Origin of the sequence: Octadecabacter algicola, assembly GCF_021532625.1 — a bacterium.
In the GTDB taxonomy this organism is placed as follows: Bacteria; Pseudomonadota; Alphaproteobacteria; order Rhodobacterales; family Rhodobacteraceae; genus Octadecabacter; species Octadecabacter algicola.
Window position 1 is genome coordinate 280,105 of sequence record NZ_JAKGAR010000004.1, and the last position, 15,257, is coordinate 295,361.

Consider the following 15,257-nt stretch of genomic DNA (forward strand, 5'->3'; position numbering starts at 1 on the left):
CTATTACCCAACCAGCGTAAACCAATTGGAACGCCAAATCGGCAAATTTCCGCAAATCGCGAGAAATTTCATATCTTTTTGTCTAATTTGGGCGCATGCGTCCTTTTTTAACGCCTGCGCGTTTCTTACTGCCGATGGCATAATAAGGGGACAAACATATGAAATTCGATCTTGAATCAATGACACGAAAAGATCTCGAAAATCTAGGCCGCGACGTGAACATCGCTCTTGAGAACCTGCATAAGCAGGATGTTAAAAAAGTTCGAGCAGAAATGGAAAAACTGGCTGCTGCCAATAATCTTACCTTGGAAGAAGTGTTGGGCGGCAAAGCTGCACGTAAGTCCGGCCCGAAAACCAAATCGGCTCCTAAATACGCGAACCCTACTGATGCGTCCCAAACTTGGACTGGTAAAGGACGCCAGCCCGAATGGTTTAAGTCTGCTGTTGCCGGCGGCGCTGACCCAGCCAGCATGGCGATCTAATTTGAACGAAATGAACCGAGTTTCAGCTGCGACAAAATAGGGATCGGTTAGAATACATCCGATCCCACAGACTTGCCGCGTGATCATGTCTCTGGAGTCAAAATACCAGTGGCGTCCATCCAACCATCGACAACGTCTTCCTCATCGCCAGTCCCGCTCGGGAGTTCACTCCTGTTGTCTGACGCTTGCCACCATGGGAGTGCTAGGACGCGAGAACGAGTTCCAACTCGACTGGATCATCCAAAAGACTGCTACTTTAATCATCCCGTGCGGGTGCGGTGATCGCCAATTCACCACCTGCTATCGCGCGAAGGAAACCGCCGAATTCGGCGCTCTGGGCATTGGCTTACATTGGCAACACGGCAGCGGCGATCAGAGAAAGTCGAGGCATCATGGATCCTTTCGAGGCCCTCAACTTCCATGGCTGACATCTCCGATGTTCCAGACATATCGCCGCCGCCAAGTTCTTAGATATTTAATGCGCTGCGCCCGAAGATGAACTGCCAGCGCGTGCCGTCTTGCATCACAATTTCACCGCCACCTTGGACGGCTGTGTGATACGTTGCTGTACCGATACCGGTTAGCCCATTGGTGCAGGAAACTGGGAAGGTCACCGTCGAATTGGACGTGCCCGGCAGGTACTGGCCGCGACATGTGTTGCCACCATTGGTGACTTGAAACCAGCCGCCTTCAAATAATGTGGCTGTGGCAGTGCCACGATAAACGGTGTTGCTGGGGCCGACGACGGCAACTGGGTGGGTCACGACATCGCAGGCCGCCAATCCACCGACGAGGGCAAAAATACCGAGAGTTTTGTAAAACATGTTAGGTCCTTTCTTGGTTCCTCCGTCAAATATTGAACATCGTTCACGACTGTGCGAGTCTGGAATCCCTGACCTGTGGTTCCGGCTTGAACCCCTTCGCGACACGGCCTAGCATCTACCGATCACAACAAAAGGACCGACGTTATGACCATCCATATCGGAGCTGAAAAAGACGATATCGCTGACGTCGTGCTGATGCCCGGCGATCCATATCGCGCAAAATGGGCGGCCGAAACGTTCCTGACGGGGGCCAAACTGGTGCATGAAGTGCGCGGTATGTTCGGTTTCACGGGCGAGTGGAACGGCAATCGAGTGACGATCCAAGGGTCCGGGATGGGAATGCCATCCATGTCGATCTATGCAAACGAACTTATTCGAGATTTTGACGTTTCGACGCTTATTCGCATTGGCTCATGTGGGGGTATGCAAGAGCACGTGAAAGTCCGCGATGTGATCCTTGCACAAACGGCAACGACTGTATCTACACCATCCAGCACGATTTTTCGCGAGCTGAATTTTGCACCGAGCGCTGATTTCGGCCTGCTGCACAAAGCCTATCACGCGGCTGAAAAGATCGATGTCGACGTGCACGTTGGTGGAATCTATTCTAGCGACACATTCTACGACGAGCGCCCTGACCTGAACAAAGAAATGCAGCGTCATGGTATTCTCGGTGTCGAGATGGAGGCTGCAGAACTTTACACCCTTGCTGCGCGCTATGGGCGTCGAGCGCTTGGTGTCATGACCGTATCGGACCATCTACTAACCGGAGAGGCGCTGCCATCCGACCAACGTGAAAGCAGTTTCGCAGACATGGTCGAGATCGCCTTGGGCGCTGCGTTCGCAGACAACACCTGAAGCCCAAAAATGAATTGGCGCTTAGGTCACGTTTGTTAAGGGTGCTCCGACTAGGTGCGAACATTCCTCAAACCAGAAGCTAAAGGGGCCGCACATTTCTGTGCAGCCCCCAATATCAAATCTAAGTGTGTGCCTTAGCTTTTACGACGACGACGCAATGCAGCCATTCCAGCCAACCCACTCAGCAGAAGAACACCACCGGCCGGAAGCGGTACAACGCCAGGGTTCGGATTACCTGGCCCAGCGCCGTCTGTTGAAATCACAGACTTGCCAAGGCTAACCAGCCAACCAGCGTTCAAGGCGTCGATATCCATGCTCAACTGAAGACCGGCTTCGATGTCATCAATCAATACACCGCCGCTGAAGTTATAGATGTCAAACTCAGTGAATGAGAACGCGTTATTATCACCTGTCAGTGAGCCAAGCAGCATCCAGGTATTCGAATCGGCATCATAAGCGCTGATGTTGTCGACCTCACAGGTCGTCAATCCGCACGGTGTTTCGTCAACATCATAGGCGCTGATGTTCAAAACAGCCGACGTAAAACCGGAAGCGATCGCGTTGTGGGACCAACCCCAGTCTTGAGAAGCGCTCCGATAGTATGGGCCAGTAGTCTCCTGCCCCAAGGTTGGAACGAAGTATGTACCCGCACCGCCATTAGAAGCATCAATTGTGTCAATTGTAGCAGCTGAACCGACCGTAGCGGACATGGCAACTAGCGCAGCAGCAAGCACCGTATATTTAGTCATTTTACTCTCCAATACATTTAGAAAAACTGAGACAAAAAGCGTCTCATCAGGTGGAAAAATTGAGACAAAAAAACGTCTCGTCGGTAGAAAAAGTATTAATAATAGGTAAAAAATATCATATTAGTAGGGCTCAGTCAAATCTGACCCCAGACAACCATCTTCGACAGTATTTAGAGACTGAGCTAGCTCCCTCCATTGTCGGCATCCTCATAGCTCAAGAGACCAAAGAAAAACGGCGCTCTCTTACGAGAGCACCGTAAATTTTTCATATAGTTAATAAGACTGTAACAGCCTCTCGGAAACTAGACCGTACGTTCGACCATCATTTTCTTGATGTGCGCAATTGCAGCCGCTGGGTTTAGCCCCTTTGGACACGTCTTTGCGCAGTTCATGATCGTGTGGCAGCGGTAGAGTTTGAACGGGTCTTCAAGGTCGTCCAAACGCTCGCCCGTCGCCTCATCACGGCTGTCGATGATCCAACGGTAGGCATGCAGCAGCGCTGCAGGCCCGAGGTAGCGATCGCCGTTCCACCAATAGGATGGGCAGGATGTAGAACAGGACGCACACATCACGCATTCATAAAGGCCATCGAGTTTCTTACGATCTTCAATGGACTGCTTCCATTCCTTGGCGGGACGGTTCGTCTTGGTTTCCAGCCACGGCATGACAGACGCATGTTGCGCGTAGAAGTGTGTCAGATCAGGGATCAAATCTTTGACGACTGGCATGTGCGGCAGAGGATAGATTTTGATATCGCCCGCAATTTCATCCATGCCGTAGATACAAGCCAACGTGTTGATCCCATCGATGTTCATCGCGCAGGAGCCGCAGATACCCTCGCGGCAGGACCGGCGGAAGGTAAGAGTTGGATCAATCTCGTTCTTAATCTTGATCAGGACATCCAGAACCATTGGCCCGCAGGTATCCATGTCCACGAAATAAGTGTCCAGGCTCGGATTCTTACCGTCGTCAGGATTCCAGCGGTAAATCTGCACCTTGCGCAGGTTGCTGGCGCCTTCAGGCTTGGGCCATGTTTTGCCCGTCGTCATGCGGGAATTCTTGGGCAGGGTCAGTTGAACCATTTTGGAAGGCTCCTATCAGGTATGGGCCAGAAATTAAGTGAGTGCAGAAGTCGCGCAGGCCACTGTTTCAGTGCGAGCAAGAATTTCACCGACCAGCGCAACGTTTTCGGCGGATGTCCCGCCCGCAGCCAGCGTAAGCAGTTCTTGCCCGGATGCGTTATCGATGATGCAATCTGTGATCGCTACACCAGCCGGGCCCGGAACAGTATCCGCGACAATCGGTGTGACTGCAGCCTTAGCAGCAGCGCGGCCCGTATCAACGGCGGCGGTTTCAACCACAGCACAGGCAGTTAGAGATGCGGCGGCAACAAGAGCAATAATCGGTTTCATAAGTCTCTCCTTACTTAAGTTAACGCAATACGAGGGGTCGGATCGGGGCAGCGCCCGTTCGATCATAGATGCATTCGGCGTAGACGTCGTTGGGATCGCGCCCCGCCAAGAAATCTGACGACAAGCTAATTTCCAAACCGCTATAGGCCCCTGTTTCGCTATTAGCACCAACGCTAGCAGATCCCGTCGGCCCTTGCGCGGCTCTTGCTTTCTCTTCGCAAATTTCCGCCGCCCGTTCAGGCGTTATTGGAACTGCCGCACAGGCGGTCAACGGGATCAGCATAGACACGAGTGAAACAATGCGGATCACAATGAAGCCTCCTGCATGCAGGTTGCCATCCCGTTCAGGTCTTGGATGCCGCCCAAAATATCAGACTGCTCGGCCCCGGTTTGCGCGGCGAGAAAGGCCTGAACCTGATCATCCGCCATGCGATCCAGAATGCAATCTACGGCGGACGGATCGGTCCGCTCGGAGGTCGACACGCCCAAATAGACGGCCAGTTTCCCACGCGCAGCGCTGCGGTCGGCGGCACTTGCCGTGCCGCACCCCATTACAGTCAAGATTGCGAGGAAACCAGCCAAGCGCATTAGAACGTCCGTTCCTTCGGCGCGATCTTCTTGAGGCTGATGCCGCCCTCTTTTTCCGTGCTCAGCGGTTCTGTGATGACAGGACGGTGAGACAGTTCGACCTTTGCACCCTCAATCCGGCTGATGGTGTGAACGCGCCAGTTCTCGTCGTCCCGAGTGGCGTAATCTTCGTGTGCGTGGGCACCACGGGATTCTTTACGCGCTTCGGCACCGACGATTGTGGCCAGTGCGTTTGGCATCAAGTTGTCGAGTTCCAGCGTTTCCATCAGGTCCGAGTTCCAAACGAGCGAACGGTCGGTAACTTTGAGGTCGCCCATTTTGCCCGCGATTGCTGTCATTTTCTCGACGCCCTCTTTCAGGGTTTTGTCCGTGCGGAACACAGCTGCGTCTTCTTGCATCGCCTTTTGCATTTCAAGGCGAAGATCCGCGGTTGTTGTACCACCGTCCGCGTTGCGCAGACCATCAAAGCGATCAAACGCTTTGTCGACTGATGCAGTGTTCGTGGATGGGATCGCAGAAGAACGGTCCACAACTTCGCCAGCGCGGATCGCAGCAGCACGACCAAAGACCACAAGGTCGATGAGGCTGTTAGACCCAAGTCGGTTCGCACCGTGAACGGACGCGCAGCCAGCTTCGCCAACGGCCATCAGGCCCGGCACAACGGCGTTGGGGTCTTTTGCGGTCGGGTTCAGCACTTCCCCGAAGTAGTTCGTTGGAATACCGCCCATGTTGTAGTGCACAGTTGGCAATACTGGGATCGGTTCTTTGTTCACGTCCACACCTGCAAAGATTTTCGCAGATTCAGAAATACCTGGCAGACGTTCGGCCAAAGCTTCTTTCGGGAGGTGGTTGAGGTTCAGGTGGATGTGGTCGCCGTTGGAGCCAACACCGCGACCTTCGCGGATCTCCATCGTCATACAACGAGACACGTAGTCACGCGGCGCGAGGTCTTTGTAGTTTGGCGCATAGCGTTCCATGAAACGTTCGCCTTCGGAGTTGGTCAGGTAACCGCCCTCACCCCGTGCACCCTCGGTGATCAGACAGCCGGAGCCGTAGATACCTGTTGGGTGGAACTGAACGAATTCCATATCCTGCAACGGCAGCCCCGCACGGGCCACCATGCCACCACCATCACCTGTGCAGGTGTGCGCGGATGTGGCAGAGAAGTATGCACGGCCATAGCCACCAGTCGCCAAAACAACCATCTTGGCATTAAAGACATGCATCGTGCCATCGTCGAGCTTCCAGCAGACAACGCCCGTGCAAACGCCATCGTCGGACATGATCAGATCGATCGCAAAGTATTCAATGTAGAACTCAGCCTGCTGTTTCAGAGACTGACCATAAAGCGTGTGAAGGATTGCGTGACCTGTCCGGTCAGCCGCGGCGCAAGTCCGCTGAACCGCAGGGCCCTCGCCGAATTCTGTAGTGTGACCACCGAACGGACGCTGGTAGATCTTACCTTCTTCCGTACGGGAGAACGGCACGCCATAGTGTTCAAGTTCGTAGACCGCTTTGGGAGCTTCACGAGCGAGGTATTCCATCGCATCCGTATCGCCCAACCAGTCAGACCCTTTAACGGTGTCATACATGTGCCACTGCCAGTGGTCCGGCCCCATATTGGACAGGGATGCCGCGATACCGCCTTGTGCCGCCACAGTGTGCGAGCGTGTCGGGAAAACTTTGGAAATACAAGCTGTGCGCAGGCCCTGTTCGGCCATGCCGAGCGTGGCGCGTAAACCAGCGCCGCCAGCCCCAACCACAACAACATCATATTCGTGGGTTTCGTATTCGTATTCAGCCATGGGAAATGTCCAGTCTTATAGGGCCCGATTTACAGGGCAACTCGCACGATAGCGAAAACGCCAGCAGCAGCGGCGGCGTAGCTCAGGCAGATAGAGCCGATGATCAGTGCTTTGCGTGCAAAGCCGTGCACGTAATCTTCGATCAATGTCTGCACGCCACCTTTGAAATGGTAGAAACCAACCAGCAAGGTCAGGATGCCAACAATCGCCGGGAATGGGCGGGCGTAGTATGCGGCGGCGTCCTCATAGGACATGCCCAGCGCATAGCCAAAAGTGAAGACAAACAGCGGCACGAGAACACAAAGCCCAACGGCGGATACCATCATCTGCCAATGGTGCTGAGTTCCGGATTTGGCGGAGCCCATGCCCACCGCGCGTTTACGATCAGTTAAAAAAGCCATGTTTCAGCCCCCTTACAATACGATGACGGTGAAGATGGTCAGCAAGACCGACACAATAATGATCGCCATACCCGCAAGCTCTGAGCGTTCAACGTCAAGCATATGACCGCTGTCCCACACGAGGTGACGGATGCCGGCAAGCATGTGATACCAGATACAGGCAACAGACCCGAACATGATCAAGTCGCCAAACCAGCTGGTGATGAACCCGTTTGCGCGGGCGTAGGCATCAGGCCCAGCTGCGAGTGCAACGAACCACCAAACCGCCAACAACGCACCCACAATCAGGGCGTTCCCTGTCAGACGTGTAAAGATCGACGTCATTGAGGTGAGTTGTGGTCGATAGATCGACAAATGCGGAGACAGCGGGCGATTGCCCCTATTCACGTCGGCCATGTATTCAATCCCTTACGCTGGCTATTTGCCGCAGCTATGCCACGGCATATCTTGCCACCTTCTTAAAGGATATTCAGCGAGTGTCACGGATGATGGGCGCTAACATTCGGTAAAACTGGCGTGCGGAGTACATTATTTTCAATTTGTGATCACAGCTTTGCGGCCAGTGATCACAAATTAATCAAAGATTGCGAAAATGAGATTTCCTACTGAAATAGTCGGAATATACATCAACACCGGCTATTTAGATGGGAATCAACGCCCAGTAATCCAGATCAAGCAACACATGCGGCAGGTATTTTCCATCCTCGGCCTTTAGGGTGCCGACCTCTCCGCCTTTGGTCGCAACGAGCCGCAAACGGATCGCACCGACGCCGGGCGCAGAAGTTGGCGCGGTATCGAGAACTTCGGACCATGCGCGCACGGTATCACCCGAGAAGCACGGGTTCGCATGTGCGCCGCCATTGATGGCCACCATCATTTGCGCATTGGCGAGGCCGTTGAACGTCAATGCCCGCGCCATCGAGATCACGTGACCGCCATAGATCAAGCGATTGCCGTCAGGCCGGGATGTTACATCAAAGTGAACCTTAGCGGTGTTCTGCCAAAGCCGCGTCGCCATCATGTGTTCGGCTTCCTCAATCGTCACACCATCAACGTGGTCGATAATTTCACCGACCTTGTAATCGCCATAGCGGTGCAGCTCTCCGGCGAGTGTGAAATCGTAGTTCTCAAAGCTCAGGCCATCGGGAATCGCGAGATCAGCGACCTCAACGACCTTGGCGAGGTCGGGGATGACGGTTTCTGGTGCAGGGGCGTCCAGATTTCCTTTGCGCACCATGACCCAGCGCACAAACTGCATAACAGTTTCGCCGTTTTGGTTCGTGCCCGTCGTGCGCACATAAACAACGCCGGATTTGCCGTTTGAGTTTTGCTTGAGGCCGATGACTTCGGATGTCGAACGGATCGTGTCCCCCGGCCAAACAGGCAAAAGCCAACGGCATTCCGCATAGCCAAGATTTGCCACGGCGTTCAGTGAAATATCAGGGACGGATTTCCCGAAGACGATGTGAAACGCGATCAGATCGTCCATCGGGCTGTTTGGCAATCCGCAATCTTGAGCGAAGGCATCGGACGAATGCAGCGCGTGACGTGCCGGATAAAGCATGTGATACAGTGCCCGCTCGCCGCCTGAAACAGTCCGTGGCACGGCGTGGTCGATCACTTCGCCCAAGCGGTAGTCTTCAAAGAAGCGGCCGGAATTCGTTTTGGTCATTGTTGGCCCAACTTCATGTTTGGAGTATAATCTGCATCGACTTCTTTGGTTACGGCCTGCCCGCAACGTAAAACACCATTGGCCTGATCGAAGGTATATTGCGGATCGCCATGAAGCGCCCAGCCTTTGGACAGAGCCTCACTGACTTTGTGACAAAATGCGGACGTGTCGTCCTCAGTGAGAAAACGGTAAATAGTGGTCATATGTTATCCAAACGGGTTGTAGCCGAGCCAAATATGAATCGCCGCGACGATGCTGAACACCACAAGGGTTGCAACGGCGGCGATGACTTCGGATTTGATAGGTGGGGCGTGGTAGGCGCCGCGCGGACCTTGGGCGCGATTGATCACAACCATTTCTGCGAGAGCCCAGAGACCAAGGCCACCAAACAGAACGAAAGACGGTGTATCCCCGTTCACCAAGAGGTGCGCGATGGACCAAACAACCGTCGCCGTCAGTTGGGGGTGGCGGATGGCGCGGGTGATACGGGTCCCCTTACCGGACGCGGCAAACAGGTAGAATGCAAACAACATCAACAGGTTGTTGATGCCAGTCATCGCCGAAGTGCGGCCCCAAAAGACTGCCCCTTCAGCCATGCGATAACCGATCACCATAAGAACAATGGCGATAACACTACCGATGGCAACGATGCCTTTGCCCTTTTCGCCAAACGTGGCGCGGTGGTCAGGTGCGACCCGTTTCCAAAAGTGAACACCTGCCCAAAGGACAAGGCCGAGGATGATAAGTGTCATTGGCTTTCAAGCTCCGCGATGGCTGCTGCTTTGGCCAAGGTCGCGCGGGCGGTTTCAATATGCAAGTTTTCAACAATCTTGCCGTCAACAACGGCGACCCCCTGTCCCGCAGCCTCTGCCTCCGCGAAAGCGGCGATCTGGCGTTTTGCAAGATCAATTTCACCCGCTGTTGGGGCAAAGGCAGCATTCGCGGCATCGACCTGTGCAGGGTGGATCAGCGTTTTGCCATCAAACCCCATGTCACGGCCTTGTTCGCATTCAACTTTGAAACCTTCTTCATCTTTGAACGCGTTATAGACGCCGTCCACAGCAACAACGCCATGCGCGCGGGCCGCCAAGAGGCACAATTGCAAAGATGTCAGCAGCGGTTCACGGCCCGCACGGCTGCGCGTGTTTAAATCTTTGGCGAGGTCGTTTGTCCCCAGCACGAAGCCTTTGATCTTCGGGTGCGCCGCGATCTCCAATGCGTTCAGGATGCCCAATGGCGTTTCCATCATCGCCCAGATCGGTTTGTTCGTCAGAGCCGCCAAAGCGTCAACATCCGCGGCGCTGTTAACCTTGGGCAAAAGCACTGCATCACAATCCATATTATCGGCGGCGGCGGCATCTTCTTTGCCCCACTTTGTGTCCAATCCGTTAATCCGAACAACGCGCAGACGCGCGCCGTAGCCCCCCTTGCCAAGCTCTTCGGCCAGGGTTGTACGGGCGACAACCTTTTCCCCAGGCGTGACCGCATCTTCGAGGTCAAACAGGATCACATCCACGGGCAAGCCACGCGCTTTGTCCAGCGCACGCGGTTTAGAGCCAGGAATATAAAGGGCAGAACGGTGTGGTCGTGACATGGCGAACTCTCGAATTTGGGGGCGCTCAGGGCCTTGAAATTATGTTGCGCCAAAAGGGCCAGATTTTTTGTGATGTTGCAAGGGCGAAAATGCCGCATCGCAGCGCAACGGCACCGTTCCAGTCTGTTAACCAATTATCAAAGGTTAACAGCGCAGACTAATTGCAGATTTAAAGTTGAAATTAACCACGTCCAACGGCCCGTTTTACCGCCGCTGTAAGGAGACGAATGCAATGTCCAAGATCCTGAACCTCGCCTGTGCTGCTACTTTTTTGGCCACAGCCGCCACAGCGCAATCCAGCAACTGTGCCCAGCACGCGCTTGTCGTTGAACGGTTGGCCTCCGGCTATGGTGAGTCCCGCCAGTCGATCGGAGTTGGATCTGACAATACCGTGGTTGAGGTGTTTGCTTCGCTCGAAACCGGAACTTGGACGATCACTGTTACAATGCCGGGCGGTCCGACGTGCCTTGTTGCGAGTGGCGAAGCCTTTCAGGTTTTGGCTGAAGGACTGCCAAACATGGATAGTGGCGCTTAACCTGTCAGTCCGTCCCAGATCAACTTGACCGATACAGCCAACAGCATCCAAGTCACGATCGCATAGAATACCCGCACGGAAATAACGCGGACCAGCTGGTACGCCGCCATCACGCCAATAAATGCGGGTACGAACAACACTAAAGTCACTTTAAGACTTTCGAACTGAAGCTGCCCCAACATGTAGTAAGGTATGACCTTCAGCATGTTCATAATCGCAAATGCAACCGCCGTCGTGCCAGCGAAAACCATTTTTGGCAAGCCTAGTGGTAGAACCCAAACCTGCCAAGGAGGCGCTCCGGCGTGGCTTACAAAACTGGTGAAACCTGCGATCGACGTCCAGAACCATCCAGCCTTTTTGTTAATCGTCTTTGGGTCAACTTCGCCATTGCGACTGGTCAATAAATAGAGCGCAAACACAAACCCGATGAGCCCGATTAGAACCCGGACAAGTCGTTCGGGGACAACATGCGCCGTTGCCCAACCCACGGCCGTCCCGACAAGCAGTCCAACGACCGCAATCCTTACGACGCCCCAGTGGATGTGATTTCGATAAGCCCAGACCCCGAAAATATCCGAGAATAAGAATACCGGGAGCAAAAGCCCTGCAGCCGCTACAGGCGAGATCGATAAGGCCATAATTGGTACGGCCAAAGTCCCGAATGCGGGAGCCCCGCCTTTCGACAAGCCAATGCAAAACGCCGCCAGAACCGCCAGCGCCCAGAATGTCGTGCCTTCCATGTCTTGGCCTTTCGAGGATGGGAATCACTTCGTTGACTCGGCATGCAATTGTATACCAGAGACCGGTTCGTGTTTACGCTAACGCATTGGTTGGGCCAGAAACAATGGCCAATAAATAAGGGTTTGCGTGGTGCTGCGCCGCAGCAGGCTTGCACCACGGGGCGCAAAGGACTAGGCAATCCTCGGAAATACACCAATACGATCAACCTGAACGTACACGAAGGATCCATTCAAAATGGCCAGACCTAAAATTGCCCTGATCGGCGCCGGCAACATCGGCGGCACCCTTGCCCACCTCGCAGCTGTGAAAGAACTTGGTGACGTTGTCATGTTCGACATCGCTGACGGCTTGCCACAGGGTAAAGCCCTCGACATCGCAGAATCCGGCCCTTCCGAAGGCTTTGACGCTGCAATGTCCGGCACTTCTGATTATGCAGACATCGCAGGCGCAGACGTATGTATCGTGACAGCCGGTGTCGCACGTAAGCCTGGTATGTCCCGTGATGACCTGTTGGGCATCAACCTTAAGGTTATGAAATCTGTTGGCGAAGGTATCGCCAAGCACGCACCAAACGCGTTCGTTATCTGTATCACAAACCCGCTCGATGCGATGGTTTGGGCACTGCGCGAATTCTCTGGCCTGCCACACAACATGGTTTGCGGCATGGCAGGTGTTCTTGATTCCGCTCGCTTCCGTCACTTCCTTGCGGAAGAGTTCGAAGTTTCCATGCGGGACGTTACTGCGTTCGTATTGGGCGGCCACGGCGACACGATGGTACCATCCGTGCGCTACTCCACAGTTGCCGGCATTCCATTGCCTGACCTGATCGAGATGGGTTGGACAACACAGGACAAAATGGACGCGATCGTTCAGCGTACACGTGATGGCGGCGCAGAAATCGTTGGTCTGTTGAAAACAGGGTCAGCGTTCTACGCACCTGCAACATCCGCGATTGAGATGGCGGAAGCCTTCCTCAAAGACCAGAAACGCGTTCTGCCATGTGCAGCATACGTTGACGGCGCGCTCGGTCTGAATGGCATGTATGTTGGCGTTCCAACAGTGATCGGCGCCGGCGGTGTTGAGCGTGTTGTGAACATCAAACTGAACAAAGAAGAGCAAGAGATGTTCGACACATCCGTTGCTGCGGTTCAGGGTCTTGTTAAGGCATGTCAGGAAATTGACGGCTCCTTGGCTTAAGCCAAGCCACCCAGACGATTTGAAACGGGCGCCCACTAGGGCGCCCGTTTTCTTTTGAGCCTCGGCCCAGCGAGGTTTTAGCTTATGTGATTCCCAATTATGCTGGAATAATTCCTGTTTGCGCTCACACATTAGAGATTTGTGATCACACCAGAAAACAGTGTGATCACAAATGTCGCTTTTTCGGTCAATGTTGAATAATTCCGTTCTGAACCTGCGATTAACCTGTCTATAGCTATGACAACGCTAATTCATAGACGAAGGACGGCTTCCATGAACATTCACGAATATCAGGCCAAGGCGCTTTTGGCATCATACGGTGCACCAGTCAGCGACGGCCGTGCCGTCCTGAAGGCCGAAGATGCCAAAACCGCCGCAGGCGAAATGGACGGCCCATTGTGGGTTGTTAAGGCGCAGATCCACGCAGGTGGCCGCGGCAAAGGTAAATTCAAAGAAGCCGACGCAGGCGATGCGGGCGGTGTACGTCTGACAAAATCTGTCGAAGAAGCTGCGGAAGAAGCCAAGAAAATGCTCGGCCGCACATTGGTTACGCACCAGACTGGCCCAGTCGGCAAGCAAGTAAACCGCGTCTACATCGAAGACGGTTCCGGCATTGAAACAGAAATGTACCTCGCCCTGCTGGTTGATCGTCAGACATCCCGCATCGGTTTCGTTGTTTCCACCGAAGGCGGCATGGACATCGAAGAAGTGGCTGAGAATACACCTGAGAAAATCCTAAACTTCACAGTTGATCCTGCGACTGGCTACCAAGCCTACCATGGTCGCCGCGTTGCATTCGCTTTGGGCCTGAAGGGCGCACAGGTTAAGCAGTGCGTTCAACTGATGGGTCAGCTTTACAAAGCATTCACCGAAAAAGACATGGAAATGCTCGAGATCAACCCGCTGATCGTCACAGACGAAGGCAATCTTAAGGTTCTCGACGCTAAGGTCGCATTCGACGGAAACGCGGTTTACCGCCACGCTGACGTTGCCGCCTTGCGCGACGAAACTGAAGAAGATCCCAAAGAGTTGGCAGCCTCCAAGTTCGACCTGAACTACATCGCGCTTGACGGTGAAATCGGCTGCATGGTGAACGGTGCGGGTCTGGCGATGGCCACAATGGACATCATCAAACTCTACGGTGCTGAGCCTGCAAACTTCCTCGACGTTGGTGGTGGCGCCACCAAAGAAAAAGTAACCGAAGCGTTCAAAATCATCACATCTGATCCAAACGTCAAAGGTATCCTCGTGAACATCTTCGGCGGCATCATGCGCTGTGATGTCATCGCCGAGGGTGTCGTTTCTGCGGTGAAAGAAGTTGGTCTTCAGGTTCCGCTGGTTGTTCGCCTTGAAGGCACGAACGTCGAAGAAGGTAAGGCTATCATCAACAACTCCGACGTTGATGTGATCGCAGCCGACGACCTCAGCGACGGTGCTGAAAAGATCGTGAAAGCCGTCAAAGGTTAACCCATTTCGGCGGCTGAGGCCGCCCCCGAACTCTCAAGGAGCCAATACTATGGCAATTCTCATCGACGAAAACACCAAAGTCATCTGTCAGGGTCTCACCGGCTCACAGGGGACATTCCACTCGGAACAAGCAATCGCGTACGGCACCAAAATGGTTGGCGGCGTCACACCAGGTAAGGGCGGTCAGACGCACCTAGATCTGCCGATCTTTAACTCTGTGCACGAAGCAAAGCACGTGACCGAAGCGAACGCCTCCGTGATCTACGTGCCTCCGCCCTTCGCAGCGGACTCCATTCTTGAGGCGATCGACGCCGAGATGGAACTGATCATCTGTATCACCGAGGGCATTCCTGTTCTGGACATGATGAAAGTGAAGCGCGCCCTTGAAGGGTCTGCATCCCGTCTTGTCGGGCCAAACTGCCCTGGCGTTATCACACCAGACGCTTGCAAAATCGGCATCATGCCGGGCCACATCCACAAACGTGGGTCCGTTGGTGTTGTGTCCCGTTCTGGCACACTAACATACGAAGCCGTAAAGCAGACATCAGACGCGGGCCTTGGCCAGTCTACTGCTGTAGGCATCGGTGGTGACCCAATCAAAGGCACTGAGCACATCGATGTTTTGGACATGTTCCTTGATGACGACGAAACACAGTCCATGATCATGATCGGTGAGATCGGTGGTTCCGCAGAAGAAGAAGCTGCTGAATTCCTTGCCGAGCAGAAGAAGAAAGGCCGCTGGAAGCCAGTCGCTGGTTTCATCGCTGGCCGCACAGCCCCTCCAGGACGCCGCATGGGCCACGCTGGCGCGATTGTTGCTGGTGGTAAAGGCGACGCCGAAAGCAAGATCGAAGCGATGAAATCCGCTGGGATCGTTGTGGCGGATAGCCCTGCGACATTGGGCGAAGCTGTGCTCAAGGCGATTGGGTAAG

The 15,257-nt window shown here is 54.1% G+C and carries 20 protein-coding genes; 6 read left to right on the forward strand and 14 right to left on the reverse strand.

Features of this window, described 5'->3' with window-relative positions:
- Positions 1-158: 158 nt before the first annotated feature.
- A complete protein-coding gene (locus L0666_RS16480) occupies positions 159-482 on the forward strand; it encodes an H-NS histone family protein (protein WP_235262484.1) in 324 nt (107 codons plus the stop codon).
- A 467-nt stretch (positions 483-949) separates the two neighbouring features.
- Here the strand turns inward: L0666_RS16480 and L0666_RS16485 are convergent, their stop codons facing one another.
- On the reverse strand, positions 950-1,306 hold the full coding sequence (locus L0666_RS16485) for a hypothetical protein (RefSeq protein ID WP_235262485.1): 357 nt from the start codon (positions 1,304-1,306) through the stop codon (positions 950-952).
- Between the two features lie 144 nt (positions 1,307-1,450).
- Between L0666_RS16485 and deoD the strand changes: the two genes are divergently transcribed.
- Positions 1,451-2,164, forward strand: coding sequence for a purine-nucleoside phosphorylase (gene deoD, locus L0666_RS16490; protein ID WP_235262486.1), 714 nt, complete (start codon positions 1,451-1,453; stop codon positions 2,162-2,164).
- A 134-nt stretch (positions 2,165-2,298) separates the two neighbouring features.
- Here deoD and L0666_RS16495 read toward each other — a convergent pair whose 3' ends face one another.
- From L0666_RS16495 to L0666_RS16550, 12 genes are all read right to left on the reverse strand, one after another.
- Complete coding sequence (locus L0666_RS16495) at positions 2,299-2,913, reverse strand: VPLPA-CTERM sorting domain-containing protein (protein WP_235262487.1); 615 nt, start codon at positions 2,911-2,913, stop codon at positions 2,299-2,301.
- A 302-nt stretch (positions 2,914-3,215) separates the two neighbouring features.
- The gene (locus tag L0666_RS16500) at positions 3,216-3,995 is read right to left on the reverse strand and encodes a succinate dehydrogenase iron-sulfur subunit (protein ID WP_235262488.1); all 780 of its coding nucleotides are present in this window, start codon (positions 3,993-3,995) and stop codon (positions 3,216-3,218) included.
- 33 nt (positions 3,996-4,028) lie between these two features.
- Complete coding sequence (locus L0666_RS16505; RefSeq protein WP_235262489.1) at positions 4,029-4,325, reverse strand: succinate dehydrogenase; 297 nt, start codon at positions 4,323-4,325, stop codon at positions 4,029-4,031.
- A gap of 19 nt (positions 4,326-4,344) precedes the next feature.
- Entirely contained in the window at positions 4,345-4,635 is a 291-nt protein-coding gene (locus L0666_RS16510) for a hypothetical protein (RefSeq protein WP_336246283.1), read from the reverse strand.
- Entirely contained in the window at positions 4,632-4,913 is a 282-nt protein-coding gene (locus tag L0666_RS16515; protein ID WP_235262490.1) for a hypothetical protein, read from the reverse strand. Before L0666_RS16515 ends, L0666_RS16510 begins: the two co-directional genes overlap by 4 nt.
- A complete protein-coding gene (gene sdhA / locus L0666_RS16520) occupies positions 4,913-6,718 on the reverse strand; it encodes a succinate dehydrogenase flavoprotein subunit (protein WP_235262491.1) in 1,806 nt (601 codons plus the stop codon). The genes L0666_RS16515 and sdhA overlap by 1 nt, the downstream gene beginning before the upstream one ends.
- Before the next feature lie 29 nt (positions 6,719-6,747).
- Entirely contained in the window at positions 6,748-7,119 is a 372-nt protein-coding gene (sdhD, locus tag L0666_RS16525; RefSeq protein WP_216035367.1) for a succinate dehydrogenase, hydrophobic membrane anchor protein, read from the reverse strand.
- Positions 7,120-7,131: 12 nt separating this feature from the next.
- Positions 7,132-7,515 carry a succinate dehydrogenase, cytochrome b556 subunit gene (sdhC, locus tag L0666_RS16530; RefSeq protein WP_235262492.1) on the reverse strand — a complete coding sequence of 128 codons (384 nt, stop codon included), beginning with the start codon at positions 7,513-7,515 and terminating at the stop codon, positions 7,132-7,134.
- A 244-nt stretch (positions 7,516-7,759) separates the two neighbouring features.
- Positions 7,760-8,791 (reverse strand): MaoC family dehydratase, encoded by a 1,032-nt coding sequence (locus L0666_RS16535; protein ID WP_235262493.1) that lies wholly within the window; start codon positions 8,789-8,791, stop codon positions 7,760-7,762.
- Positions 8,788-8,994 carry a DUF1737 domain-containing protein gene (locus L0666_RS16540; protein ID WP_235262494.1) on the reverse strand — a complete coding sequence of 69 codons (207 nt, stop codon included), beginning with the start codon at positions 8,992-8,994 and terminating at the stop codon, positions 8,788-8,790. The genes L0666_RS16535 and L0666_RS16540 overlap by 4 nt, the downstream gene beginning before the upstream one ends.
- Positions 8,995-8,997: 3 nt before the next feature.
- The gene (locus L0666_RS16545; protein ID WP_235262495.1) at positions 8,998-9,543 is read right to left on the reverse strand and encodes an NnrU family protein; all 546 of its coding nucleotides are present in this window, start codon (positions 9,541-9,543) and stop codon (positions 8,998-9,000) included.
- Positions 9,540-10,385 (reverse strand): HpcH/HpaI aldolase/citrate lyase family protein, encoded by an 846-nt coding sequence (locus L0666_RS16550; RefSeq protein ID WP_235262496.1) that lies wholly within the window; start codon positions 10,383-10,385, stop codon positions 9,540-9,542. The genes L0666_RS16545 and L0666_RS16550 overlap by 4 nt, the downstream gene beginning before the upstream one ends.
- Positions 10,386-10,617: 232 nt before the next feature.
- Here L0666_RS16550 and L0666_RS16555 point away from each other — a divergent pair, with 232 nt between their 5' ends.
- Complete coding sequence (locus tag L0666_RS16555) at positions 10,618-10,920, forward strand: hypothetical protein (RefSeq protein ID WP_235262497.1); 303 nt, start codon at positions 10,618-10,620, stop codon at positions 10,918-10,920.
- Here the strand turns inward: L0666_RS16555 and L0666_RS16560 are convergent.
- Positions 10,917-11,660 carry a sulfite exporter TauE/SafE family protein gene (locus L0666_RS16560; protein WP_235262498.1) on the reverse strand — a complete coding sequence of 248 codons (744 nt, stop codon included), beginning with the start codon at positions 11,658-11,660 and terminating at the stop codon, positions 10,917-10,919. The two genes, L0666_RS16555 and L0666_RS16560, sit on opposite strands and share 4 nt — an antisense overlap.
- A 235-nt stretch (positions 11,661-11,895) precedes the next feature.
- Between L0666_RS16560 and mdh the strand changes: the two genes are divergently transcribed.
- From mdh to sucD, 3 genes are all read left to right on the forward strand, one after another.
- Positions 11,896-12,858, forward strand: coding sequence for a malate dehydrogenase (gene mdh, locus L0666_RS16565; RefSeq protein WP_235262499.1), 963 nt, complete (start codon positions 11,896-11,898; stop codon positions 12,856-12,858).
- Positions 12,859-13,131: 273 nt separating this feature from the next.
- The gene (gene sucC / locus L0666_RS16570) at positions 13,132-14,325 is read left to right on the forward strand and encodes an ADP-forming succinate--CoA ligase subunit beta (RefSeq protein ID WP_235262500.1); all 1,194 of its coding nucleotides are present in this window, start codon (positions 13,132-13,134) and stop codon (positions 14,323-14,325) included.
- A 49-nt stretch (positions 14,326-14,374) separates the two neighbouring features.
- Entirely contained in the window at positions 14,375-15,256 is an 882-nt protein-coding gene (gene sucD, locus L0666_RS16575; RefSeq protein ID WP_216035357.1) for a succinate--CoA ligase subunit alpha, read from the forward strand.
- The last annotated feature ends 1 nt before the right edge of the window (position 15,257 follow it).

What these genes read in the sequence shown, in the direction of transcription:
- L0666_RS16480 (WP_235262484.1), top strand. Translation starts at nt 159, where the DNA reads ATGAAATTCGATCTTGAATCAATGACACGAAAAGATCTCGAAAATCTA.
- L0666_RS16485 (WP_235262485.1), bottom strand. Translation starts at nt 1,306, where the DNA reads ATGTTTTACAAAACTCTCGGTATTTTTGCCCTCGTCGGTGGATTGGCG.
- deoD (WP_235262486.1), top strand. Translation starts at nt 1,451, where the DNA reads ATGACCATCCATATCGGAGCTGAAAAAGACGATATCGCTGACGTCGTG.
- L0666_RS16495 (WP_235262487.1), bottom strand. Translation starts at nt 2,913, where the DNA reads ATGACTAAATATACGGTGCTTGCTGCTGCGCTAGTTGCCATGTCCGCT.
- L0666_RS16500 (WP_235262488.1), bottom strand. Translation starts at nt 3,995, where the DNA reads ATGGTTCAACTGACCCTGCCCAAGAATTCCCGCATGACGACGGGCAAA.
- L0666_RS16505 (WP_235262489.1), bottom strand. Translation starts at nt 4,325, where the DNA reads ATGAAACCGATTATTGCTCTTGTTGCCGCCGCATCTCTAACTGCCTGT.
- L0666_RS16515 (WP_235262490.1), bottom strand. Translation starts at nt 4,913, where the DNA reads ATGCGCTTGGCTGGTTTCCTCGCAATCTTGACTGTAATGGGGTGCGGC.
- sdhA (WP_235262491.1), bottom strand. Translation starts at nt 6,718, where the DNA reads ATGGCTGAATACGAATACGAAACCCACGAATATGATGTTGTTGTGGTT.
- sdhD (WP_216035367.1), bottom strand. Translation starts at nt 7,119, where the DNA reads ATGGCTTTTTTAACTGATCGTAAACGCGCGGTGGGCATGGGCTCCGCC.
- sdhC (WP_235262492.1), bottom strand. Translation starts at nt 7,515, where the DNA reads ATGGCCGACGTGAATAGGGGCAATCGCCCGCTGTCTCCGCATTTGTCG.
- L0666_RS16535 (WP_235262493.1), bottom strand. Translation starts at nt 8,791, where the DNA reads ATGACCAAAACGAATTCCGGCCGCTTCTTTGAAGACTACCGCTTGGGC.
- L0666_RS16540 (WP_235262494.1), bottom strand. Translation starts at nt 8,994, where the DNA reads ATGACCACTATTTACCGTTTTCTCACTGAGGACGACACGTCCGCATTT.
- L0666_RS16545 (WP_235262495.1), bottom strand. Translation starts at nt 9,543, where the DNA reads ATGACACTTATCATCCTCGGCCTTGTCCTTTGGGCAGGTGTTCACTTT.
- L0666_RS16550 (WP_235262496.1), bottom strand. Translation starts at nt 10,385, where the DNA reads ATGTCACGACCACACCGTTCTGCCCTTTATATTCCTGGCTCTAAACCG.
- L0666_RS16555 (WP_235262497.1), top strand. Translation starts at nt 10,618, where the DNA reads ATGTCCAAGATCCTGAACCTCGCCTGTGCTGCTACTTTTTTGGCCACA.
- L0666_RS16560 (WP_235262498.1), bottom strand. Translation starts at nt 11,660, where the DNA reads ATGGAAGGCACGACATTCTGGGCGCTGGCGGTTCTGGCGGCGTTTTGC.
- mdh (WP_235262499.1), top strand. Translation starts at nt 11,896, where the DNA reads ATGGCCAGACCTAAAATTGCCCTGATCGGCGCCGGCAACATCGGCGGC.
- sucC (WP_235262500.1), top strand. Translation starts at nt 13,132, where the DNA reads ATGAACATTCACGAATATCAGGCCAAGGCGCTTTTGGCATCATACGGT.
- sucD (WP_216035357.1), top strand. Translation starts at nt 14,375, where the DNA reads ATGGCAATTCTCATCGACGAAAACACCAAAGTCATCTGTCAGGGTCTC.